General features: G+C 42.0%; 18 protein-coding genes and 2 other annotated features (1 of these 20 cut by a window edge). Of the genes, 14 read left to right on the top strand and 4 right to left on the bottom strand.

What is annotated here, in order from left to right; genetic code table 11:
* Positions 1-125 (top strand) — a sequence feature (ribosomal protein L20 leader region) (it extends 4 nt beyond the left edge of the window).
* Positions 126-233: 108 nt separating this feature from the next.
* From infC to BABA_RS21525, 4 genes are read left to right on the top strand one after another with little or no spacing between them, the layout of a single operon-like run.
* A complete protein-coding gene (infC, locus tag BABA_RS21540; RefSeq protein WP_007087366.1) occupies positions 234-737 on the top strand; it encodes a translation initiation factor IF-3 in 504 nt (167 codons plus the stop codon).
* Positions 738-754: 17 nt separating this feature from the next.
* Positions 755-955, top strand: coding sequence for a 50S ribosomal protein L35 (rpmI, locus tag BABA_RS21535; protein ID WP_007087365.1), 201 nt, complete (start codon positions 755-757; stop codon positions 953-955).
* 30 nt (positions 956-985) lie between these two features.
* Positions 986-1345, top strand: a complete 360-nt coding sequence (gene rplT / locus BABA_RS21530) for a 50S ribosomal protein L20 (RefSeq protein WP_007087364.1) — start codon at positions 986-988, stop codon at positions 1343-1345.
* A gap of 58 nt (positions 1346-1403) precedes the next feature.
* Positions 1404-1664 carry a DUF1294 domain-containing protein gene (locus BABA_RS21525; RefSeq protein ID WP_007087363.1) on the top strand — a complete coding sequence of 87 codons (261 nt, stop codon included), beginning with the start codon at positions 1404-1406 and terminating at the stop codon, positions 1662-1664.
* A 22-nt stretch (positions 1665-1686) separates the two neighbouring features.
* On the opposite strand, the gene BABA_RS21520 is transcribed toward BABA_RS21525, so the two are convergent.
* Positions 1687-2061: a hypothetical protein gene (locus tag BABA_RS21520; RefSeq protein WP_007087362.1), complete on the bottom strand. Its 375-nt coding sequence runs from the start codon at positions 2059-2061 to the stop codon at positions 1687-1689.
* 107 nt (positions 2062-2168) lie between these two features.
* Between BABA_RS21520 and BABA_RS21515 the strand changes: the two genes are divergently transcribed.
* Together BABA_RS21515 and BABA_RS21510 are read left to right on the top strand one after the other, a co-directional pair.
* On the top strand, positions 2169-2660 hold the full coding sequence (locus tag BABA_RS21515; protein ID WP_007087361.1) for a dUTP diphosphatase: 492 nt from the start codon (positions 2169-2171) through the stop codon (positions 2658-2660).
* 74 nt (positions 2661-2734) lie between these two features.
* The gene (locus BABA_RS21510; protein ID WP_007087360.1) at positions 2735-3820 is read left to right on the top strand and encodes a M42 family metallopeptidase; all 1086 of its coding nucleotides are present in this window, start codon (positions 2735-2737) and stop codon (positions 3818-3820) included.
* 89 nt (positions 3821-3909) lie between these two features.
* Here the strand turns inward: BABA_RS21510 and sspI are convergent, their stop codons facing one another.
* The gene (gene sspI, locus BABA_RS21505; RefSeq protein WP_007087359.1) at positions 3910-4116 is read right to left on the bottom strand and encodes a small acid-soluble spore protein SspI; all 207 of its coding nucleotides are present in this window, start codon (positions 4114-4116) and stop codon (positions 3910-3912) included.
* 109 nt (positions 4117-4225) lie between these two features.
* Between sspI and BABA_RS21500 the strand changes: the two genes are divergently transcribed.
* The 3 genes from BABA_RS21500 to pheT all read left to right on the top strand — a co-directional run bounded on the left by BABA_RS21500 (position 4226) and on the right by pheT (position 8915).
* The gene (locus BABA_RS21500) at positions 4226-4975 is read left to right on the top strand and encodes a TrmH family RNA methyltransferase (protein WP_007087358.1); all 750 of its coding nucleotides are present in this window, start codon (positions 4226-4228) and stop codon (positions 4973-4975) included.
* 60 nt (positions 4976-5035) lie between these two features.
* Positions 5036-5283: a binding site (T-box leader), on the top strand.
* A gap of 165 nt (positions 5284-5448) precedes the next feature.
* Complete coding sequence (gene pheS, locus BABA_RS21495; protein WP_007087357.1) at positions 5449-6486, top strand: phenylalanine--tRNA ligase subunit alpha; 1038 nt, start codon at positions 5449-5451, stop codon at positions 6484-6486.
* 14 nt (positions 6487-6500) lie between these two features.
* Complete coding sequence (pheT, locus tag BABA_RS21490) at positions 6501-8915, top strand: phenylalanine--tRNA ligase subunit beta (protein WP_007087356.1); 2415 nt, start codon at positions 6501-6503, stop codon at positions 8913-8915.
* Positions 8916-9120: 205 nt separating this feature from the next.
* Here pheT and BABA_RS21485 read toward each other — a convergent pair whose 3' ends face one another.
* Together BABA_RS21485 and rnhC are read right to left on the bottom strand one after the other, a co-directional pair.
* Positions 9121-9411, bottom strand: a complete 291-nt coding sequence (locus tag BABA_RS21485) for a 4a-hydroxytetrahydrobiopterin dehydratase (RefSeq protein ID WP_007087355.1) — start codon at positions 9409-9411, stop codon at positions 9121-9123.
* A gap of 41 nt (positions 9412-9452) precedes the next feature.
* Positions 9453-10409: a ribonuclease HIII gene (rnhC, locus tag BABA_RS21480; protein ID WP_007087354.1), complete on the bottom strand. Its 957-nt coding sequence runs from the start codon at positions 10407-10409 to the stop codon at positions 9453-9455.
* An 80-nt stretch (positions 10410-10489) separates the two neighbouring features.
* Between rnhC and zapA the strand changes: the two genes are divergently transcribed.
* The 5 genes from zapA to BABA_RS21455 all read left to right on the top strand — a co-directional run bounded on the left by zapA (position 10490) and on the right by BABA_RS21455 (position 15913).
* Positions 10490-10768, top strand: coding sequence for a cell division protein ZapA (zapA, locus tag BABA_RS21475; protein WP_420806022.1), 279 nt, complete (start codon positions 10490-10492; stop codon positions 10766-10768).
* 2 nt (positions 10769-10770) lie between these two features.
* Complete coding sequence (locus BABA_RS21470; protein ID WP_007087352.1) at positions 10771-11325, top strand: CvpA family protein; 555 nt, start codon at positions 10771-10773, stop codon at positions 11323-11325.
* 72 nt (positions 11326-11397) lie between these two features.
* A complete protein-coding gene (polX, locus tag BABA_RS21465) occupies positions 11398-13113 on the top strand; it encodes a DNA polymerase/3'-5' exonuclease PolX (RefSeq protein ID WP_007087351.1) in 1716 nt (571 codons plus the stop codon).
* A gap of 15 nt (positions 13114-13128) precedes the next feature.
* A complete protein-coding gene (locus BABA_RS21460; RefSeq protein ID WP_007087350.1) occupies positions 13129-15486 on the top strand; it encodes an endonuclease MutS2 in 2358 nt (785 codons plus the stop codon).
* A 19-nt stretch (positions 15487-15505) separates the two neighbouring features.
* Positions 15506-15913, top strand: coding sequence for a DUF350 domain-containing protein (locus BABA_RS21455; protein WP_007087349.1), 408 nt, complete (start codon positions 15506-15508; stop codon positions 15911-15913).
* The last annotated feature ends 114 nt before the right edge of the window (positions 15914-16027 follow it).

Raw genomic sequence — 16027 nt, 5'->3', positions numbered from 1 at the left:
AAAAGAAGAAGCACCCGCTTCTCACCTGATTGACGCAATTGGCAGTTGGCAGGTTTTACGTGAACTTTCTTTATTACTTTTGTTTCGTAAAGTGTGGGTGTATTCATCCGCACTTTTTTATTTGTGTAACACTAGCAAAAAGTTTTTCAAACCTGTCGATTCAAGTATGGTGTCTTGACCCGGAAGTTGTATTCGTGATAAATCCTTGGAGGTGGCTAACTATTAGCAAAGACATGTTGTTAAATGAGGGCATTCGCGCTCGCGAAGTTCGCTTAATTGATCAAAACGGCGAGCAATTAGGAATTAAAACTAAATTTGAAGCGTTAGAAATTGCTGGAAGAGTGAATCTTGATTTGGTACTTGTAGCACCAAATGCAAAGCCTCCAGTTGCCCGTATTATGGACTATGGCAAATTTAAATTCGAGAATCAAAAGAAAGAAAAAGAGGCTCGAAAGAATCAAAAAATTATTACGACAAAAGAAGTACGTCTCAGCCCAACGATTGATGAGCATGACTTTAATACAAAGCTTCGCAATGCCATTAAGTTTTTGGAAAAAGGCGACAAGGTAAAAGCTTCAATCCGTTTCAAGGGTCGGGCGATTACACATAAAGAAATCGGTCAGCGTGTGTTAGACCGTTTTTCCGAAGCGTGCAAGGAAGTTGCAACGATTGAGTCACATCCTAAAATGGATGGACGCAGCATGTTCCTAGTTTTAGCACCAAAACAAGAGAAGTAATAAGGAGGACAATCACAATGCCTAAAATGAAAACTCACCGCGGCGCTGCAAAGCGTTTCAAGAAAACAGGTTCTGGTCAATTAAAACGTGACCACGCTTATACAAGCCACTTATTTGCGAACAAATCAACAAAAGCTAAACGTAAACTTCGCAAAGGAACTCTTGTTTCTAAAGGCGATTTCAAACGCATTCGTCAATTATTAACTTACATGAAGTAATCAGTGATCGATATATAGGAGGGAAATTACATGCCACGTGTTAAAGGCGGTACAGTTACGCGCAAGCGTCGTAAAAAAGTTCTTAAATTAGCAAAAGGTTATTACGGTTCAAAACATACATTATATAAAGTTGCTAACCAACAGGTTATGAAATCTTTAATGTATGCATTCCGCGACCGTCGCCAGAAAAAGCGCGACTTCCGCAAACTTTGGATTACTCGTATCAATGCAGCAGCTCGTATGAACGGTCTTTCTTATAGCCGTTTAATGCACGGTTTAAAGCTTGCTGGTATCGAAGTAAACCGCAAGATGCTTGCTGAATTAGCAGTTAGCGATGCAAACGCATTTGCTGAATTAGCTAATGTTGCAAAGCAACAAAACAATAAGTAATTTATAAATGCCATTCTCTTTGATGAGGATGGCTTTTTCTATAAAGGGGATTTAGTGTATGACGATTATGTTAGCAATCTTTGTTGTCATGAATATCGCTGGCCTGTTCATTATGGGAGAGGATAAAAAGCGGGCAAGAAAACATCAATATAGAATAAGTGAACGGACATTATGGCTTGTGGCTTTATTTGGGGGTGCAATCGGTACGACGGCTGGGATGCAGCTGTATCGTCACAAAACGAAGCATGTTTCATTTAAAATTGGCTTCCCTGTCCTTGCGATCATCGAGTTAGCTCTTTTAATAAAAATAATATTATAAAAAGCCGCTTTCATGGCGGCTTTTATTGTAAAAATTCCTTTACCGGACTTTTCCAACTAATTTCGGCATTTGGATAGTGTTCGAGAATTTTTTGATCCAAATAGTAAAAATCATCTTTTACCATCCCTTTTAACGAGGCAGTGTTCTCCGGCCAAATAGAGATGGAAACAACGTCAAAGGTATTATTGGCGGTTCCCATATATTTTTCACCAGCAAACACCGCACCTTTATAGGTGAGCTGAAAATTCCTCCTCACATCATCATGGTCAATGAGTAAAAAACGTTTATGTTTACGTGCCGATTCAAGCTTTCGGGACGATTGAAAGAGTAATTTGACTCCCATGTAAACAAAAAAGACGATGAAAATTAACAATACAAAGCGCAGTAACCAAATCATGGCTAAGCCCCCTACACCTATTTTCTTTCTAATACGACTCAGGCTGCAAAAAGGTTTCAATTATTTCACACTTTGCTATAATTTTTCCATAAGGAGTGATGATCAGGATGCAACTTGAAAAACTGTTTAAGATGCAAGCGGCGTTAGATACCCACATTGAGGAAAAACACCAGCTGAAGGAAGAAGATTTATTTGAAAGGAAAGTTCTTGCATTGCTTGTGGAAGTCGGTGAATTGGCAAATGAAACCCGCTGTTTTAAGTTTTGGAGCGTGAGACCTTCTTCCGCAAAAGAAGTGATTTTAGAAGAATTTGTCGATGGGATTCATTTTATTTTGTCGCTTGGCATTGAGTGCGGCTTTGACCGCCAGCAAATGGAACTAAATGTCGGTGAATCTGTTTTGGGTGTGACGGAGCAGTTTCTATGCGTTTACGAGGGAATCACTATTTTTCAAAAGAGCAAGGGTCTAGATGATTATAGACAATTATTCGGATCGTATTTGCAGCTTGCATTACTGCTTGGCTTCCAAGACGAGGAAATCGAACAGGCATATTTTGAAAAAAACGAAGTAAATTATCAAAGACAGCAAAATAACTATTAGCAGGAAATTTGTGAATTTGCAGACTCCTTCTGTATAATTAAGAGTGCAGTAAATACATAAAAGGGGGCTTTTTAATGGTGCAATTAGACGCAACATTAACGATGTTAAAAGACTTGACCAATGCCAAAGGGATTGCTGGCAATGAGCGTGAAGTCCGCGAAGTGATGAAGAAATACATAGAACCATTTGCTGATGAATTAACAACGGACGGCCTTGGCAGTTTAATTGCTAAAAAGGTCGGGGTAGCAGGCGGCCCGAAAATCATGGTGGCCGGCCACTTAGATGAAGTCGGGTTCATGATTACCCAAATCGATGATAAAGGCTTTCTGCGTTTCCAACCGGTCGGCGGCTGGTGGGGTCAGGTGATGCTCGCACAGCGCGTCACCATCGTTACGAGGAAGGGCGATGTAACAGGTGTTATTGGTTCTAAACCTCCGCATATTCTGTCTGCCGAAGCGCGCAAAAAGCCGGTTGAAATTAAAGATATGTTTATTGATATCGGTGCATCCAGTCGTGAGGAAGCGAGCGAGTGGGGTGTCCGTCCCGGAGATATGGTTGTGCCATACTTCGAATTTACAGTCATGAACAATGAGAAAATGCTGTTGGCGAAGGCGTGGGATAATCGGATTGGCTGTGCGATTGCGATTGATGTATTGAGGCAACTAAAGGATATCGAGCATCCTAACGAGGTTTATGGTGTTGGGGCAGTGCAAGAAGAGGTTGGATTACGCGGCGCTAAAACGGCAACGTATAAAATCGAGCCGGATATTGGCTTTGCAGTTGATGTCGGTATTGCCGGTGACACACCTGGAATTTCTGAAAAAGAAGCGATGAGTAAAATGGGTAAAGGGCCCCAAGTAGTTGTCTATGATGCATCGATGGTAGCCCATAAAGGCTTGCGTGACTTAGTTACGGATACAGCGGATGAAATGAATATCCCTTATCAATTCGAATCCATCCCTGGCGGCGGTACGGATGCAGGCTCCATCCATTTGACACATAATGGCGTCCCGGCACTGGCCATTACCATTGCTACTCGTTACATCCATTCACATGCAGCAATGCTTCACCGCGATGATTATGAAAATGCGGTTAAATTAATCGTTGAAGTAATTAAACGCTTAGACCGTGAGACGGTTGATAAAATTACATTTGAATAAAGGTTTGGGTCCTCGGCTGTAGGTTTTGGCCGGGGGTTTTTTATATAGAAAAAGCTGCCGGGGTGAATTTGGCAGCATGGGTGGGAGGGTTACTTAAGTCCGCTTTCAAGGACAGTAAGCATTTCCTTTTTTTCTTCTTCAGATGAATTTTTCCAAATGACTTCAAATAAAACGCCAAGTCCTGGGAGCATCTTTTCTTCCCCATTTTGAATCGCATCGACGATTGTATCCTCTAATTGATCTTGCGTGTTGCCTGAAACATTGTGAATAATAGCGTTTCTTAGGTTTAAGTTCATAACTAAACACTCCTTTTTTAACCTGTATTTCTTTAATATGTTTTCTATTTTTGGTTTAATTATGTATTATTGTTATAATTACATGAGATTTTTTAAAGGAGAACGAGTTTTGAAATATATAGAATCTGTCAATAATCCTAAGGTAAAACAATGGAAAAAACTTTTAACAAAAAAAGAGCGCGATAAGTCGGGAACATTTTTAATTGAAGGCTTTCATTTAGTGGAAGAGGCACTAAAACAGGGTGAGCAAATTTTGGAAGTGATTGTTTCGGAAAAAGTGGACTTGCCGCCGCGCTGGGATCCAGCTGGTACGCCTGTCACCTTGGTCACCGAAGAAATTTCGAATTCTTTATCAGAGACGGAAGCGCCGCAAGGAATTTATGCCGTTTGCCGCCAGACTGTTTCTGAAGTCGGTGAGGCAAAAACCTTCCTATTCATCGATGCTGTCCAAGACCCGGGGAATTTCGGAACGATGATTCGGACAGCCGATGCCGCTGGAATCGATGCTGTGGTTGTCGGCCGTGGAAGTGTAGATATTTTTAACTCAAAGGTGCTTAGATCTGCACAGGGAAGCCACTTTCATCTTCCGATTATTAAAGGTGACCTGCATGAATGGATCAACAAACTTCAGGGGGAGAATATTCCTGTTTACGGTACGGCATTAGAAGGGGCTTCTGAATATACTAAAGTTTCAAAGAGTGATTCGTTTGCCCTGGTTGTTGGAAACGAAGGAAATGGTGTGAGTCAGGATATCCTTGCAAGTACGACTGCCAATCTCTATATACCGATTTACGGAAAAAGCGAGTCGCTAAATGTTGCCGTAGCAACAGGGATTCTGCTCTATTATTTGAAAAAATAGGTGCAAACAGGTTTGACCTTTTGAGGGAAATTATTATATAATAGTGAACAATTGATTATTATAAAAACGATGACGGAGAAAAGTATCTTGTCTGTTGACCATGTAGGGAGAAAGTGCCGTGACTGAAAGCACTTTTATGGTTCGGGGCTTGAGAAGTTCACCTCCCGAGTTGGCATCGGGACCATTTTTTGCGAAAGAAATGTAAAGATGCACCGGCACATGCCGTTATCCGAATGAAGCGAACACAATGTTTCCATACATATCGTGTTTACAAGGGTGGTACCGCGAAAACAAACCTCGTCCCTTTCCAGGGATGGGGTTTTTTTGTCTTTCGCGGTGCCTGACACCCTTTCTACTGCCAATGTATTAGAAATGGTGCCTGACACCCTTTTTACTGCCAATGTATTAGTAAGGGTGCCTGACACCAATCTATGACACCAATCTAACCGATTAAAATTAAGGAGGAATTGACCATGCAAGAACGTTTAAAGGAATTGCAGGAAGAGGCTATTCAAAAAGTTGAGCAGTCTGCAAGCTTGAAAGAGTTAAATGACATCCGAGTTGCCTATTTAGGGAAAAAAGGTCCAATTACTGAAGTGCTGCGCGGGATGGGCAAGCTATCTGCTGAAGAACGTCCGGTGATGGGGGCACTCGCGAATGAAGTCCGTGAGGCGATTGCGGTAAAAATCGAAGCAAAACAAAAGGGATTAGAAGAGGCGGCTGTCCTAGAAAAGTTAGCTTCTGAAAGCATTGATGTTACCCTTCCAGGAAGCCCAGTTAGGCTAGGAAACCACCATCCACTAACAAGAATCATTGAAGAAATTGAAGACTTATTTATTGGCATGGGCTATCAAGTTGCTGAAGGGCCAGAGGTTGAGCAAGATTATTATAACTTCGAAGCACTTAATTTACCTAAAGGTCACCCTGCCCGCGACATGCAGGACTCATTCTATATCACGGAAGAGATTTTGATGCGAACTCATACATCTCCAGTCCAAGCACGGACAATGGAGAAACATCAAGGTAAGGGGCCAATCAAAATTATTTGCCCAGGTAAAGTTTATCGCCGTGACAATGACGATGCGACACACTCACACCAATTCATGCAAATAGAAGGCCTAGTAGTTGGCGAAAACATCCGCATGAGCGACCTTAAAGGAACATTAGAGGTTTTTGCGAAAAAAATGTTCGGGGATGACCGTGAAATCCGCTTAAGACCAAGTTTCTTCCCATTCACAGAGCCATCTGTTGAAATGGATATTTCTTGTAAAATTTGCGGCGGTTCTGGCTGCAGTGTATGTAAACAAACCGGCTGGATTGAAATTCTTGGTGCTGGCATGGTTCATCCAAACGTCCTTGAAATGGCTGGCTACGATTCTAAAAAATATACTGGATTCGCCTTCGGGATGGGACCTGAGCGGATCGCGATGCTGAAATATGGCGTTGATGACATCAGACATTTTTATACAAATGATGTTCGTTTCTTAAAACAGTTTTCTAAACATGAATAGGAGGAGATGACGACATGTTCGTTTCATATAAATGGCTCCAAGATTATATCGATTTAACTGGAGTATCAGCAGATGAGTTAGCTGAGAAAATTACCAAAAGCGGTATCGAAGTTGAAGGCGTGGACGTATTAAACGAAGGTATTAAAGGTGTTGTTATCGGTCACGTACTAGAACGTGAGCAGCATCCAAATGCTGATAAATTAAGCAAATGTCTTGTTGATGTCGGGGAAGAACAGCCTGTGCAAATTATTTGTGGCGCACCTAATGTAGCACAAGGCCAAAAGGTTGCCGTAGCAAAAGTTGGTGCCGTTTTACCTGGCAATTTTAAAATTAAACGGGCGAAGCTTCGCGGCGAAGAATCGAACGGTATGATTTGTTCTCTAACTGAGTTAGGCATGGAAGGAAAAGTTGTTCCAAAGGAATATTCTGAGGGGATCTTTGTTTTTCCAGCAGATGCTGAAGTTGGTACCGATGCTCTTGCATTATTAGGCAGGGACGATGAGGTCTTAGAACTAAGCTTGACGCCGAACCGTGCTGATTGCTTGAGCATGCTTGGGGTTGCCTATGAAGTGGCAGCGATTCTTGACAGAGAGGTTAAGTTTCCAGAAACAAACCAGGAACCGACAGCTGAAAAAGCAACTGATTATGTAAAAATAGTCGTTGATGCGCAGGAGGATAACCCTCTATATGTAGCAAAAATGATCAAAAATGTAAAAATCGGCCCATCACCGCTTTGGATGCAGGCGCGCTTAATGTCTGCGGGGATTCGTCCGCATAATAACGTTGTCGATATTACGAACTATATTTTATTAGAATATGGTCAGCCGCTCCATGCATTTGATTATGACCGTTTAGGATCTAAGGAAATCCTTGTCCGCCGTGCTGTAGATGGGGAGAAGTTTGTTACCCTTGATAATGTAGAACGGACATTAACTGCAGAACATCTTGTGATTACAAATGGAACAGAGCCAGTTGCCCTTGCAGGTGTGATGGGTGGCGCGAATTCAGAGGTAACTTCAGATACAACGACCGTTTTATTGGAGTCCGCTTATTTTAACGGTGGAACTGTTAGAAAGGCTTCCAAGGATCATGGCTTAAGAAGTGAAGCAAGTGCTCGTTTTGAAAAAGGTGTTGATCCTAACCGCGTTCGTGCAGCGGGAGAACGTGCTGCATATTTAATGGCGAAGTACGCTGGCGGTGAAGTTTTAGATGGTGCTGCTGAAACTGATACACTTACAGTTGAGCCAGCAGTCGTTTCGATTACCTTGGAAAAAATTAATCGTGTTCTTGGGACAGAGTTACAGATGAGGGATGTAAAAGAAATCTTCGACCGCCTGCAATTTACCGTTAGTATCGAAGGTGATTTGATTACGGTAACGGCACCAACGCGCCGCGGCGACATCAGAATCGAAGAAGATTTAGTGGAAGAAGTTGCCCGTCTTTATGGATATGACAACATTCCTAAAACATTACCAATTGGTTCCTCAACACCCGGGAAATTGTCCGAGTACCAAAAGAAACGCCGTGAAGTTCGCCAGTATCTTGAAGGTGCAGGGTTGTACCAAGCGGTAACCTATTCCTTAACAAGTGAGGAAAAAGCGGCACAATTTGCTTTAGAGAAACGCGATACGATCCGTCTTGCAATGCCAATGAGCGAGGAGCGCAGTATCCTTCGCCTTAGCATATTGCCGCAGCTTTTAGAAGTAGTAAAATACAACAGTGCACGCCAAAATGACAGCTTAGCCGTTTATGAAACAGGTGCCGTATTCTTAGCGAATGGGGCGGAAGTACTGCCAGAAGAAAAAGAGCATGTAGCTGCAGTGGTTACTGGTTTATGGCACAGCCATTTATGGCAGGGTGAAAAGAAGCCGGTTGACTTCTTCGTTGTAAAGGGAATTTTAGAAGGCATGTTTGCTAAGCTGGGACTTTCTGAGCAAGTAGAATATGTTCAGGCACAGGTAGACGGTATGCACCCTGGCCGTACAGCAGAAATCCGCTTGAATGGTGAAAAAATCGGCTTCATCGGCCAAGTACACCCAAGCGTCCAAAAAGAACTTGATCTAAAAGATACCTACGTATTTGAACTATCATTAAAAGCAGTACTAGAAGCAAACGCACCAGTATTACAATACGAAGCAATACCACGCTTCCCATCCATCACAAGAGATATTGCCCTTGTGGTAAACAAAGAAACGGTGTCAGGCACCATGAAAAACATTATCATTGAAGCCGGAGCACCGCTGTTGAAAGAGGCGCAGGTGTTTGATTTGTATGAGGGTGATAAGATGGAGGCAGGTAAGAAGTCGATTGCTTTCGCTCTTAAATATGCTAATCCGGAACGTACGTTGACGGATGAAGAGGTTACAAAGGTTCATGAGCGTGTGTTGGAAGCCTTGAAGGAAAAGGCAGGCGCAGTATTGAGAGGTTAATTTTATAGAGGCTGGTTCGAAATCTTTCGAGCTGGCCCTTTTTTTGTGCTAAATTTCCGATTCGCCGATAAAATAGAAAATTCGCCGATATATGCTCCGAATTCGCCGATAAATCACACAAAAGCGCCGATATAAATTAAAATAGTAAGATTTTATAAAAAAAACAGGCTGTCTCGCAATTATTTTGCAAGGCAGCCTCTTTCAATTACATTTTTCCATAAATAACATCATAGTTTTTCGCCAAGGTAACGTCTAAATCGGTTAATCCTCCCGCATTCCAGGAAGTCAGCCGCAATGTGACTAATTTATAGTCAATCGCCATGAACGGGTGATGATTTTTTTCCTCCGATAACGCTGCGATTTCGTTTACGAATGCAACCCCTTTTAAAAACTCTTGAAAACGATACTTTTTCACAATAAATTTGCCGTCTAGTTTCCAGCCGGATAATTCTGCTAGAGAGTCATCAATTTCTGTTAAAGTAAGTCTTTTCGCCATTAAACCACCCCTTCAAACACTATTTACCTTATATTTATTCCTCAGCCCCGCTTTTTATTTACTATCGCCATTGCTTTGTCGGTATTCGCAAAGTGAAGCTTCACATATGAAGGCAAAATATCATGGCCTTTACTCATAATCAGCTTAGCGGCTGCCACATCAACCTGCGCACCGGCACCTTTTGGAATCTTAAATCCTGCGGCCTCACTAAGCTTATCGATATATTGAATAAAGGCGTAGCGAGCAAGAATGCTGGCGGCAGCAACTGCCAGATGAATTCCTTCCGCTTTCGTACTGAAATAAACATTTTCCTTGGCAATTGCTTTTTGTCCTTTTATATGTTGGAAATAAGTACTTGGCTGCACGAATTGGTCAATCAGAATCGCTTCCGGTTTCACAGGGGCTATTTTTTCCTGCACATTTAAAATTGCTTGATTGTGTAGAAGTGCCTTCATCTTCCCTTGGGACATGCCTGACTTTTGCACCTGATTGTATTTTTCATTTTTCAATGTCATTAGGCTGAACGGAACGACATCTTTGATGACCTTGGCAATTGCAATGATCTTTTCATCATTTAAATCCTTGGAATCACGCACTCCTAATTCCTTTAATAACGGAATATCTTCCTTCCTTACATATGCAGCTACAACGGTAATCGGGCCGAAAAAGTCGCCCGTGCCGACTTCATCTGAGCCGATGGCAGACATCCCGCCAATTCCAGCGGGAAGGTCACCTTTAGCCACTGATTTTCCTTTAGCGGCGGCTGGCTTTTTCCCAGGGGCACTAGCGGAAACAGAGGCACTCCACTTTCCGGCTTCTTTTTCGCAATCATTCCCTTGAAACAAAACCTTTCCGGATTTATATGCTGTAATCATACATGAAGGAGTTTTCGCGGCAAACAAACTTCCAGGTATGTTTTTATCTAAAAGCTGCTTCCCATAATAGCTTTTCATTTCACTTATCTTGGACATTTCCAAATTTAAAACAACATTGCCCATGGAAAAACACCACATTTCTAAAATTGTTTGACTTTTCGATTTCAAGTACTTCATGTTATAGTATAGAGTAGGATTCTGGAATGGAGGCAGTAACGTTGTCAAATACACAAAAACACCGAACAACCGTTGATATTTACGGGCAGCAATACGTCATAATGGGAACGGAAAGCCCAAGTCACATTCGACTTGTGGGATCGTTAGTTGACGATAAAATGCGCGAAATACATTCGAAGAATCCTAATTTAGACGTGAACAAACTTGCAGTTTTAACAGCTGTCAATGCAGTCAATGATTATATTAAAATAAAAGATCAATTAGAGCGGCTGCAAACGGAACTACAAAAGGAAAAGGACTACTAATTATGTTAGATTTAGCCATTATCATTTTTTTAATAATAGGATTCTTTGTCGGTCTTAAACGGGGCTTAATCCTCCAGCTTGTTCATTTCATAGGATTTATTATTGCATACATTGCGGCCTATTCATACTATGACGAGTTAGCTCCCAAATTAACGCTATGGATCCCATATCCACATTTTGGTGAAGGGACGACATTAAAAATTTTAACGGACTCAAGCGATATGGACACAGCGTTCTATCGTGCTATTGCCTTTGTGATTATCTTTTTTGCTGTAAAAGTATTATTCCAAATTGTTGGGTCAATGCTTGACTTTATTGCTCATTTGCCTGTCCTGAAGCAGCTTAATGTATTTGCAGGCGGCATTCTCGGTTTTTGTGAAGTCTATTTAATTATCTTTATTTTATTATACATTAGTGCCTTAATACCAATAGAACTGATTCAAAATCAATTGGATCACTCTATTTTGGCTAGCACTATTGTGAATCACACACCGATCCTTTCACAGCAAATCAAGAGTCTGTGGATTGAATATACAGCTGCTTCGACTTCTCTATAGCAGAGAAGTTTTTCTTTTCTCCCGTAAAATAAGTTAAAATGAAGATGCTAAATTAGAGGGCAGGTGGATGTGATGGAAATAACTAAAAAGGAAATCATTCGTTTATTAGAAATGATTGCGATTTATATGGAATTAAAAGGGGAGAACCCGTTTAAAGTGTCGGCCTTTCGCAAGGCAGCAACTGCACTTGAAACGGATGAACGCACCCTCACGGAGATTGAAGACTATACGGCAATCGCCGGTATTGGCAAAGGTACTGCGGCCGTAATTGATGAATACATAAAAGAGGGTTCTTCCTCTGTATTAAAAGAACTGAAAGAAGAAGTGCCTTCAGGGCTAATCCCCTTATTGCAGCTCCCAGGCATTGGCGGAAAGAAAATAGCCAAGCTGTACAAAGAGTTAGGCATAATAGATGTTTCCAGTTTAAAGGAAGCCTGTGAAGCAGGGAAAGTCCAAGCTCTTGCTGGTTTTGGAAAAAAAACAGAGGAAAAAATCTTAAGCGCCATCGCGAATGTTGGGACAAGACCGGAGAGGCTACCGCTTGCCTACATGCTTCCAATTGCTGAGCAGATTGAGGCGAAACTTGCGGAGCTGCCTGCGATTGACCGTTTTTCAAGAGCGGGAAGTTTAAGAAGAATGAGAGAGACAATAAAAGATCTTGATTTTATCATTGCCACAAACCAACCGGAAATTGTCCGTGAGCATCTGTTAAACTTGCCGAAGATAAAAGAAGTCATTGGTGCAGGGGATACAAAGGTTTCAGTCGTTTTTGCGTTAGATTATGATATTTCCGCCGATTTTCGCCTGGTGAAACCTAAGGAATTTATTACGACCTTACATCATTTTACTGGTTCCAAGGATCATAACGTCCGTATGCGCCAGCTGGCAAAAGAACGTGGTGAGAAAATCAGTGAATATGGTGTAGAAAACGTGGAAACAGGAGAAATCCGCACCTTCTCTTCTGAAGAAGAATTTTTCAAGCATTTTGATCTTCCGTTCATCCCTCCGGAAATTAGAGAGGACGGCAAGGAAGTGGAAACTTTCACTGCCGATGAAGAGTTAATCGAGCTCGAAGATATCAAAGGTGATCTCCATATGCACACCACCTGGAGTGATGGCGCCCATTCGATAGAAGAAATGGTAGAAGCCTGCCGCAAGAGAGGCTATCAATACATGGCGATCACCGACCATTCACAATATCTAAAAGTAGCGAATGGTCTCACCCGCGAACGGTTAGTAAAGCAAAAAGAGGAAATTAAGAAATTAAATGAAAAATACGAGGATTTTCTCATCCTTTCCGGGGTAGAAATGGATATCCTTCCAGATGGCACGTTGGACTATGATGATGAACTTCTCTCTGAAATGGATTTCGTCATTGCATCGATTCATTCTGCTTTTTCGCAGCCAAGAGAAAAAATCATGGAGCGACTCAAAAACGCTCTTGAAAATGCTCATGTCGATTTAATTGCCCATCCAACCGGCAGAAAAATTGGCCGCCGCGCGGGCTACGATGTTGATATCGATCTATTAATCCAGCTGGCGAAGGAAACCAATACAGCCTTAGAATTAAATGCCAATCCAAACCGGCTCGACTTAGCGGCAGAATATTTACGAAAAGCGCAGGATGCCGGTGTAAAGATTCTCATCAATACGGATGCCCATAAAATGGACACATTAGAACATATGAAAATCGGTGTTTCCGCAGCGAAAAAGGGCTGGATTCGAAAATCAACCGTGATCAACGCACTTGATAAAAATGACTTACTAGAATTTTTGCATAATAGATAAAGGAGGATACACTCCATGCAAGAAAGAGCCTTAAAGGTATTAGAATTTACTAAGGTAAGAGAGCTCCTGTTAGAACACGCGGCCTCTTCACTTGGTAGAGATAAAATAAAAAGCCTCATGCCATCGACTGATTTTGAAGAAGTAGTTAGACTTCAAACAGAAACAGATGAAGCAGCAACGGTTTTGCGTATTAAAGGAAATGTCCCGTTATCAGGGACTCATGATATTCGCGCCCATATAAAACGTTCGGTGATCGGCGGTGTCCTCAGCCCGCATGAATTAAATCAAATCGCAAGTACGATTCATGCCAGCCGCCAGATGAAGAGGTTCATTGAAGACATTGCAGCGGAAAGAACAGAACTGTCCATTTTAATGGAACAAGTAGAGCGAATTATTCCGCTTACAGACTTGGAGCAGGAAATTAAACACGCTATTGACGAAAGTGGCGAGGTGTTAGATAGCGCGAGTGACTTGCTGCGCACCTTAAGACACCAACTAAGGTCAAATGAATCGCGCGTTCGGGAAAAACTAGAAAGTATGATTCGTTCATCAAATGCCTCAAAAATGCTGTCTGATGCGATTGTAACGATTCGTAATGACCGTTTTGTTATTCCGGTAAAACAAGAATACCGCGGCCACTATGGCGGGATTATTCATGACCAAAGCGCATCCGGCCAAACGCTATTTATTGAGCCACAGGTCATCGTTCAACTAAATAATCAATTGCAGGATATTCGCGTGAAGGAACAGCTTGAAATTGACCGGATCCTGACGGAGCTTTCCGCAAACGTGGCTGAGTATGAGAACGAGCTCAAGGTCATTGTGGAAATCCTAGCTAATTTAGATTTTATTTTTGCAAAAGCTAGATTCGGAAAAAAAATAAAAGCTTCGAAGCCACTGATGAATAATGAGGGAAGAATTTCCTTATATAAAGCAAGGCATCCGTTAATTCCCATCGATGAAGTGGTGGCTAACGACATCATGCTAGGGAATGAATTTACTACTATTGTTATTACCGGGCCTAACACTGGGGGAAAAACGGTCACGTTAAAAACCCTTGGCCTATGCTCCTTAATGGCGCAAGCAGGATTACAGGTACCTGCACTGGACGGGTCTGAGCTGGCCGTCTTTGATGCGGTATACGCTGATATTGGAGACGAACAGTCAATTGAACAGAGCTTAAGTACCTTTTCCTCGCATATGGTCAATATCGTTGACATCCTTAATAGTGTTGATTTTAACAGTCTGGTGTTATTTGACGAGCTTGGAGCTGGAACGGATCCCCAGGAAGGCGCCGCCTTGGCCATTTCGATCCTTGACGAGGTGCACAAACGAGGGGCAAGGGTCATTGCTACAACCCATTACCCGGAATTAAAGGCGTACGGCTATAATCGTGAGGGTGTGTTGAATGCCAGTGTTGAATTTGATGTCGAAACCTTAAGCCCGACCTATAAATTACTGCTCGGAGTGCCGGGCCGGAGTAACGCCTTTGAAATCTCGAAACGCCTTGGGTTAAGTGACTGGGTGATTCAAGCAGCCCGCTCGCATGTTAGCGAAGATACGAATCAAATCGATAAGATGATTGCTTCCTTAGAAAGCAGTAAACGGCAGGCTGAAGAGGAGCAGATGGAAGCAAGGGATTATTTGAAGCAGGCGGAAAAGCTTCACCTGGACTTGCAAAAACAAATGATCGAATTTTACGAGAAAAAAGATTCAATGCTAGAAAAAGCGGCAGAAAAAGCCGCAGACATCGTCGATGAGGCAAAACAAGAAGCAGAGCAGGTCATTCGTGATCTTCGCAAAATGAGAACCGAAAAACATGCGGAAATTAAGGAACATGAATTAATTGATGCCAAACGTCGTCTCCAAGACGCAGCACCGGAAATTAAGAAATCCGTCAATCTTGCTAATAAGAAAAATAAAATGCACACCTACATGCCTGGTGATGAAGTAAAAGTCTTAACATTTGACCAAAAAGGGACGCTCCTTGAAAAAGTTTCAGCGAATGAGTGGCAGGTTCAAATCGGTATTTTGAAAATGAAGGTAAAAGAGAAAGACATGGAATATATGGGTACGCCCAAACAGGTGGAAACAAGACCAATGGCTATTGTCCAAGGGCGGGAATCAGTTGTTAAACTGGAATTAGATCTTCGCGGGGAACGGTATGAAAATGCCCTATTGAAAGTGGAAAAATATATTGATGATGCCCTTCTATCCAGTTATCCTCGTGTATCGATTATCCACGGGAAAGGGACTGGCGCCTTAAGGCAGGGTGTTCAGGAATATTTACGAAACCATCGTTCCGTCAAGAAAATTCGCTTTGGAGAAGCTGGGGAGGGTGGTTCAGGGGTAACCATCGTAGAGTTTAAATAAGGTCGGGGAGAAGCGAAAAATGGATCAGTTTTGGGAGAACGAATATATTCAAATTGCCGCCTATTATAGTGTGGTTATCCTTTGCATGGTTGTCTTTTTAGCAATATTTGAAGCGGTAACGAAATATAAAAATTGGGAAGAAATTAAAAAGGGAAATTTAGCAGTGGCGATGGCAACTGGGGGGAAAATATTTGGTGTGGCCAATATTTTCCGCGCTTCGGTTGAAGAGCACAATTCTTTACTAGAAATGGTTGGTTGGGGGATTTACGGTTTTGTGCTGTTACTTGCCGGCTATTTTATCTTTGAATTTTTAACGCCAAAATTTAAGATTGATGAAGAAATTCAAAATGATAACCGTGCAGTAGGGTTGATTTCACTGATTATCTCAGTTGGATTGTCATATGTGATTGGTGCTGGAATATCGTAAGGGGAGAATGAAAGTGGAAACTTTAGCAAAGGTACTTATCGGATTATGCGGCTTATTTGTGCTGCTTGGTATTATCTATTTTGTGTTTTAAATTTTAAAAAAGCATCGCTGAAA

This window comes from Neobacillus bataviensis LMG 21833 (genome assembly GCF_000307875.1).
Taxonomy (GTDB): domain Bacteria; phylum Bacillota; class Bacilli; order Bacillales; family Cytobacillaceae; genus Neobacillus; species Neobacillus bataviensis.
This window is presented reverse-complemented; position numbering and strand designations above follow the sequence as displayed.

Excerpts from the sequence above, each read along its gene's own strand:
- infC (WP_007087366.1), top strand. The coding sequence starts at position 234 with ATGTTGTTAAATGAGGGCATTCGCGCTCGCGAAGTTCGCTTAATTGAT.
- rpmI (WP_007087365.1), top strand. The coding sequence starts at position 755 with ATGCCTAAAATGAAAACTCACCGCGGCGCTGCAAAGCGTTTCAAGAAA.
- rplT (WP_007087364.1), top strand. The coding sequence starts at position 986 with ATGCCACGTGTTAAAGGCGGTACAGTTACGCGCAAGCGTCGTAAAAAA.
- BABA_RS21525 (WP_007087363.1), top strand. The coding sequence starts at position 1,404 with ATGACGATTATGTTAGCAATCTTTGTTGTCATGAATATCGCTGGCCTG.
- BABA_RS21520 (WP_007087362.1), bottom strand. The coding sequence starts at position 2,061 with ATGATTTGGTTACTGCGCTTTGTATTGTTAATTTTCATCGTCTTTTTT.
- BABA_RS21515 (WP_007087361.1), top strand. The coding sequence starts at position 2,169 with ATGCAACTTGAAAAACTGTTTAAGATGCAAGCGGCGTTAGATACCCAC.
- BABA_RS21510 (WP_007087360.1), top strand. The coding sequence starts at position 2,735 with ATGGTGCAATTAGACGCAACATTAACGATGTTAAAAGACTTGACCAAT.
- sspI (WP_007087359.1), bottom strand. The coding sequence starts at position 4,116 with ATGAACTTAAACCTAAGAAACGCTATTATTCACAATGTTTCAGGCAAC.
- pheS (WP_007087357.1), top strand. The coding sequence starts at position 5,449 with ATGCAAGAACGTTTAAAGGAATTGCAGGAAGAGGCTATTCAAAAAGTT.
- pheT (WP_007087356.1), top strand. The coding sequence starts at position 6,501 with ATGTTCGTTTCATATAAATGGCTCCAAGATTATATCGATTTAACTGGA.
- BABA_RS21485 (WP_007087355.1), bottom strand. The coding sequence starts at position 9,411 with ATGGCGAAAAGACTTACTTTAACAGAAATTGATGACTCTCTAGCAGAA.
- rnhC (WP_007087354.1), bottom strand. The coding sequence starts at position 10,409 with ATGGGCAATGTTGTTTTAAATTTGGAAATGTCCAAGATAAGTGAAATG.
- zapA (WP_420806022.1), top strand. The coding sequence starts at position 10,490 with ATGGAGGCAGTAACGTTGTCAAATACACAAAAACACCGAACAACCGTT.
- BABA_RS21470 (WP_007087352.1), top strand. The coding sequence starts at position 10,771 with ATGTTAGATTTAGCCATTATCATTTTTTTAATAATAGGATTCTTTGTC.
- polX (WP_007087351.1), top strand. The coding sequence starts at position 11,398 with ATGGAAATAACTAAAAAGGAAATCATTCGTTTATTAGAAATGATTGCG.
- BABA_RS21460 (WP_007087350.1), top strand. The coding sequence starts at position 13,129 with ATGCAAGAAAGAGCCTTAAAGGTATTAGAATTTACTAAGGTAAGAGAG.
- BABA_RS21455 (WP_007087349.1), top strand. The coding sequence starts at position 15,506 with ATGGATCAGTTTTGGGAGAACGAATATATTCAAATTGCCGCCTATTAT.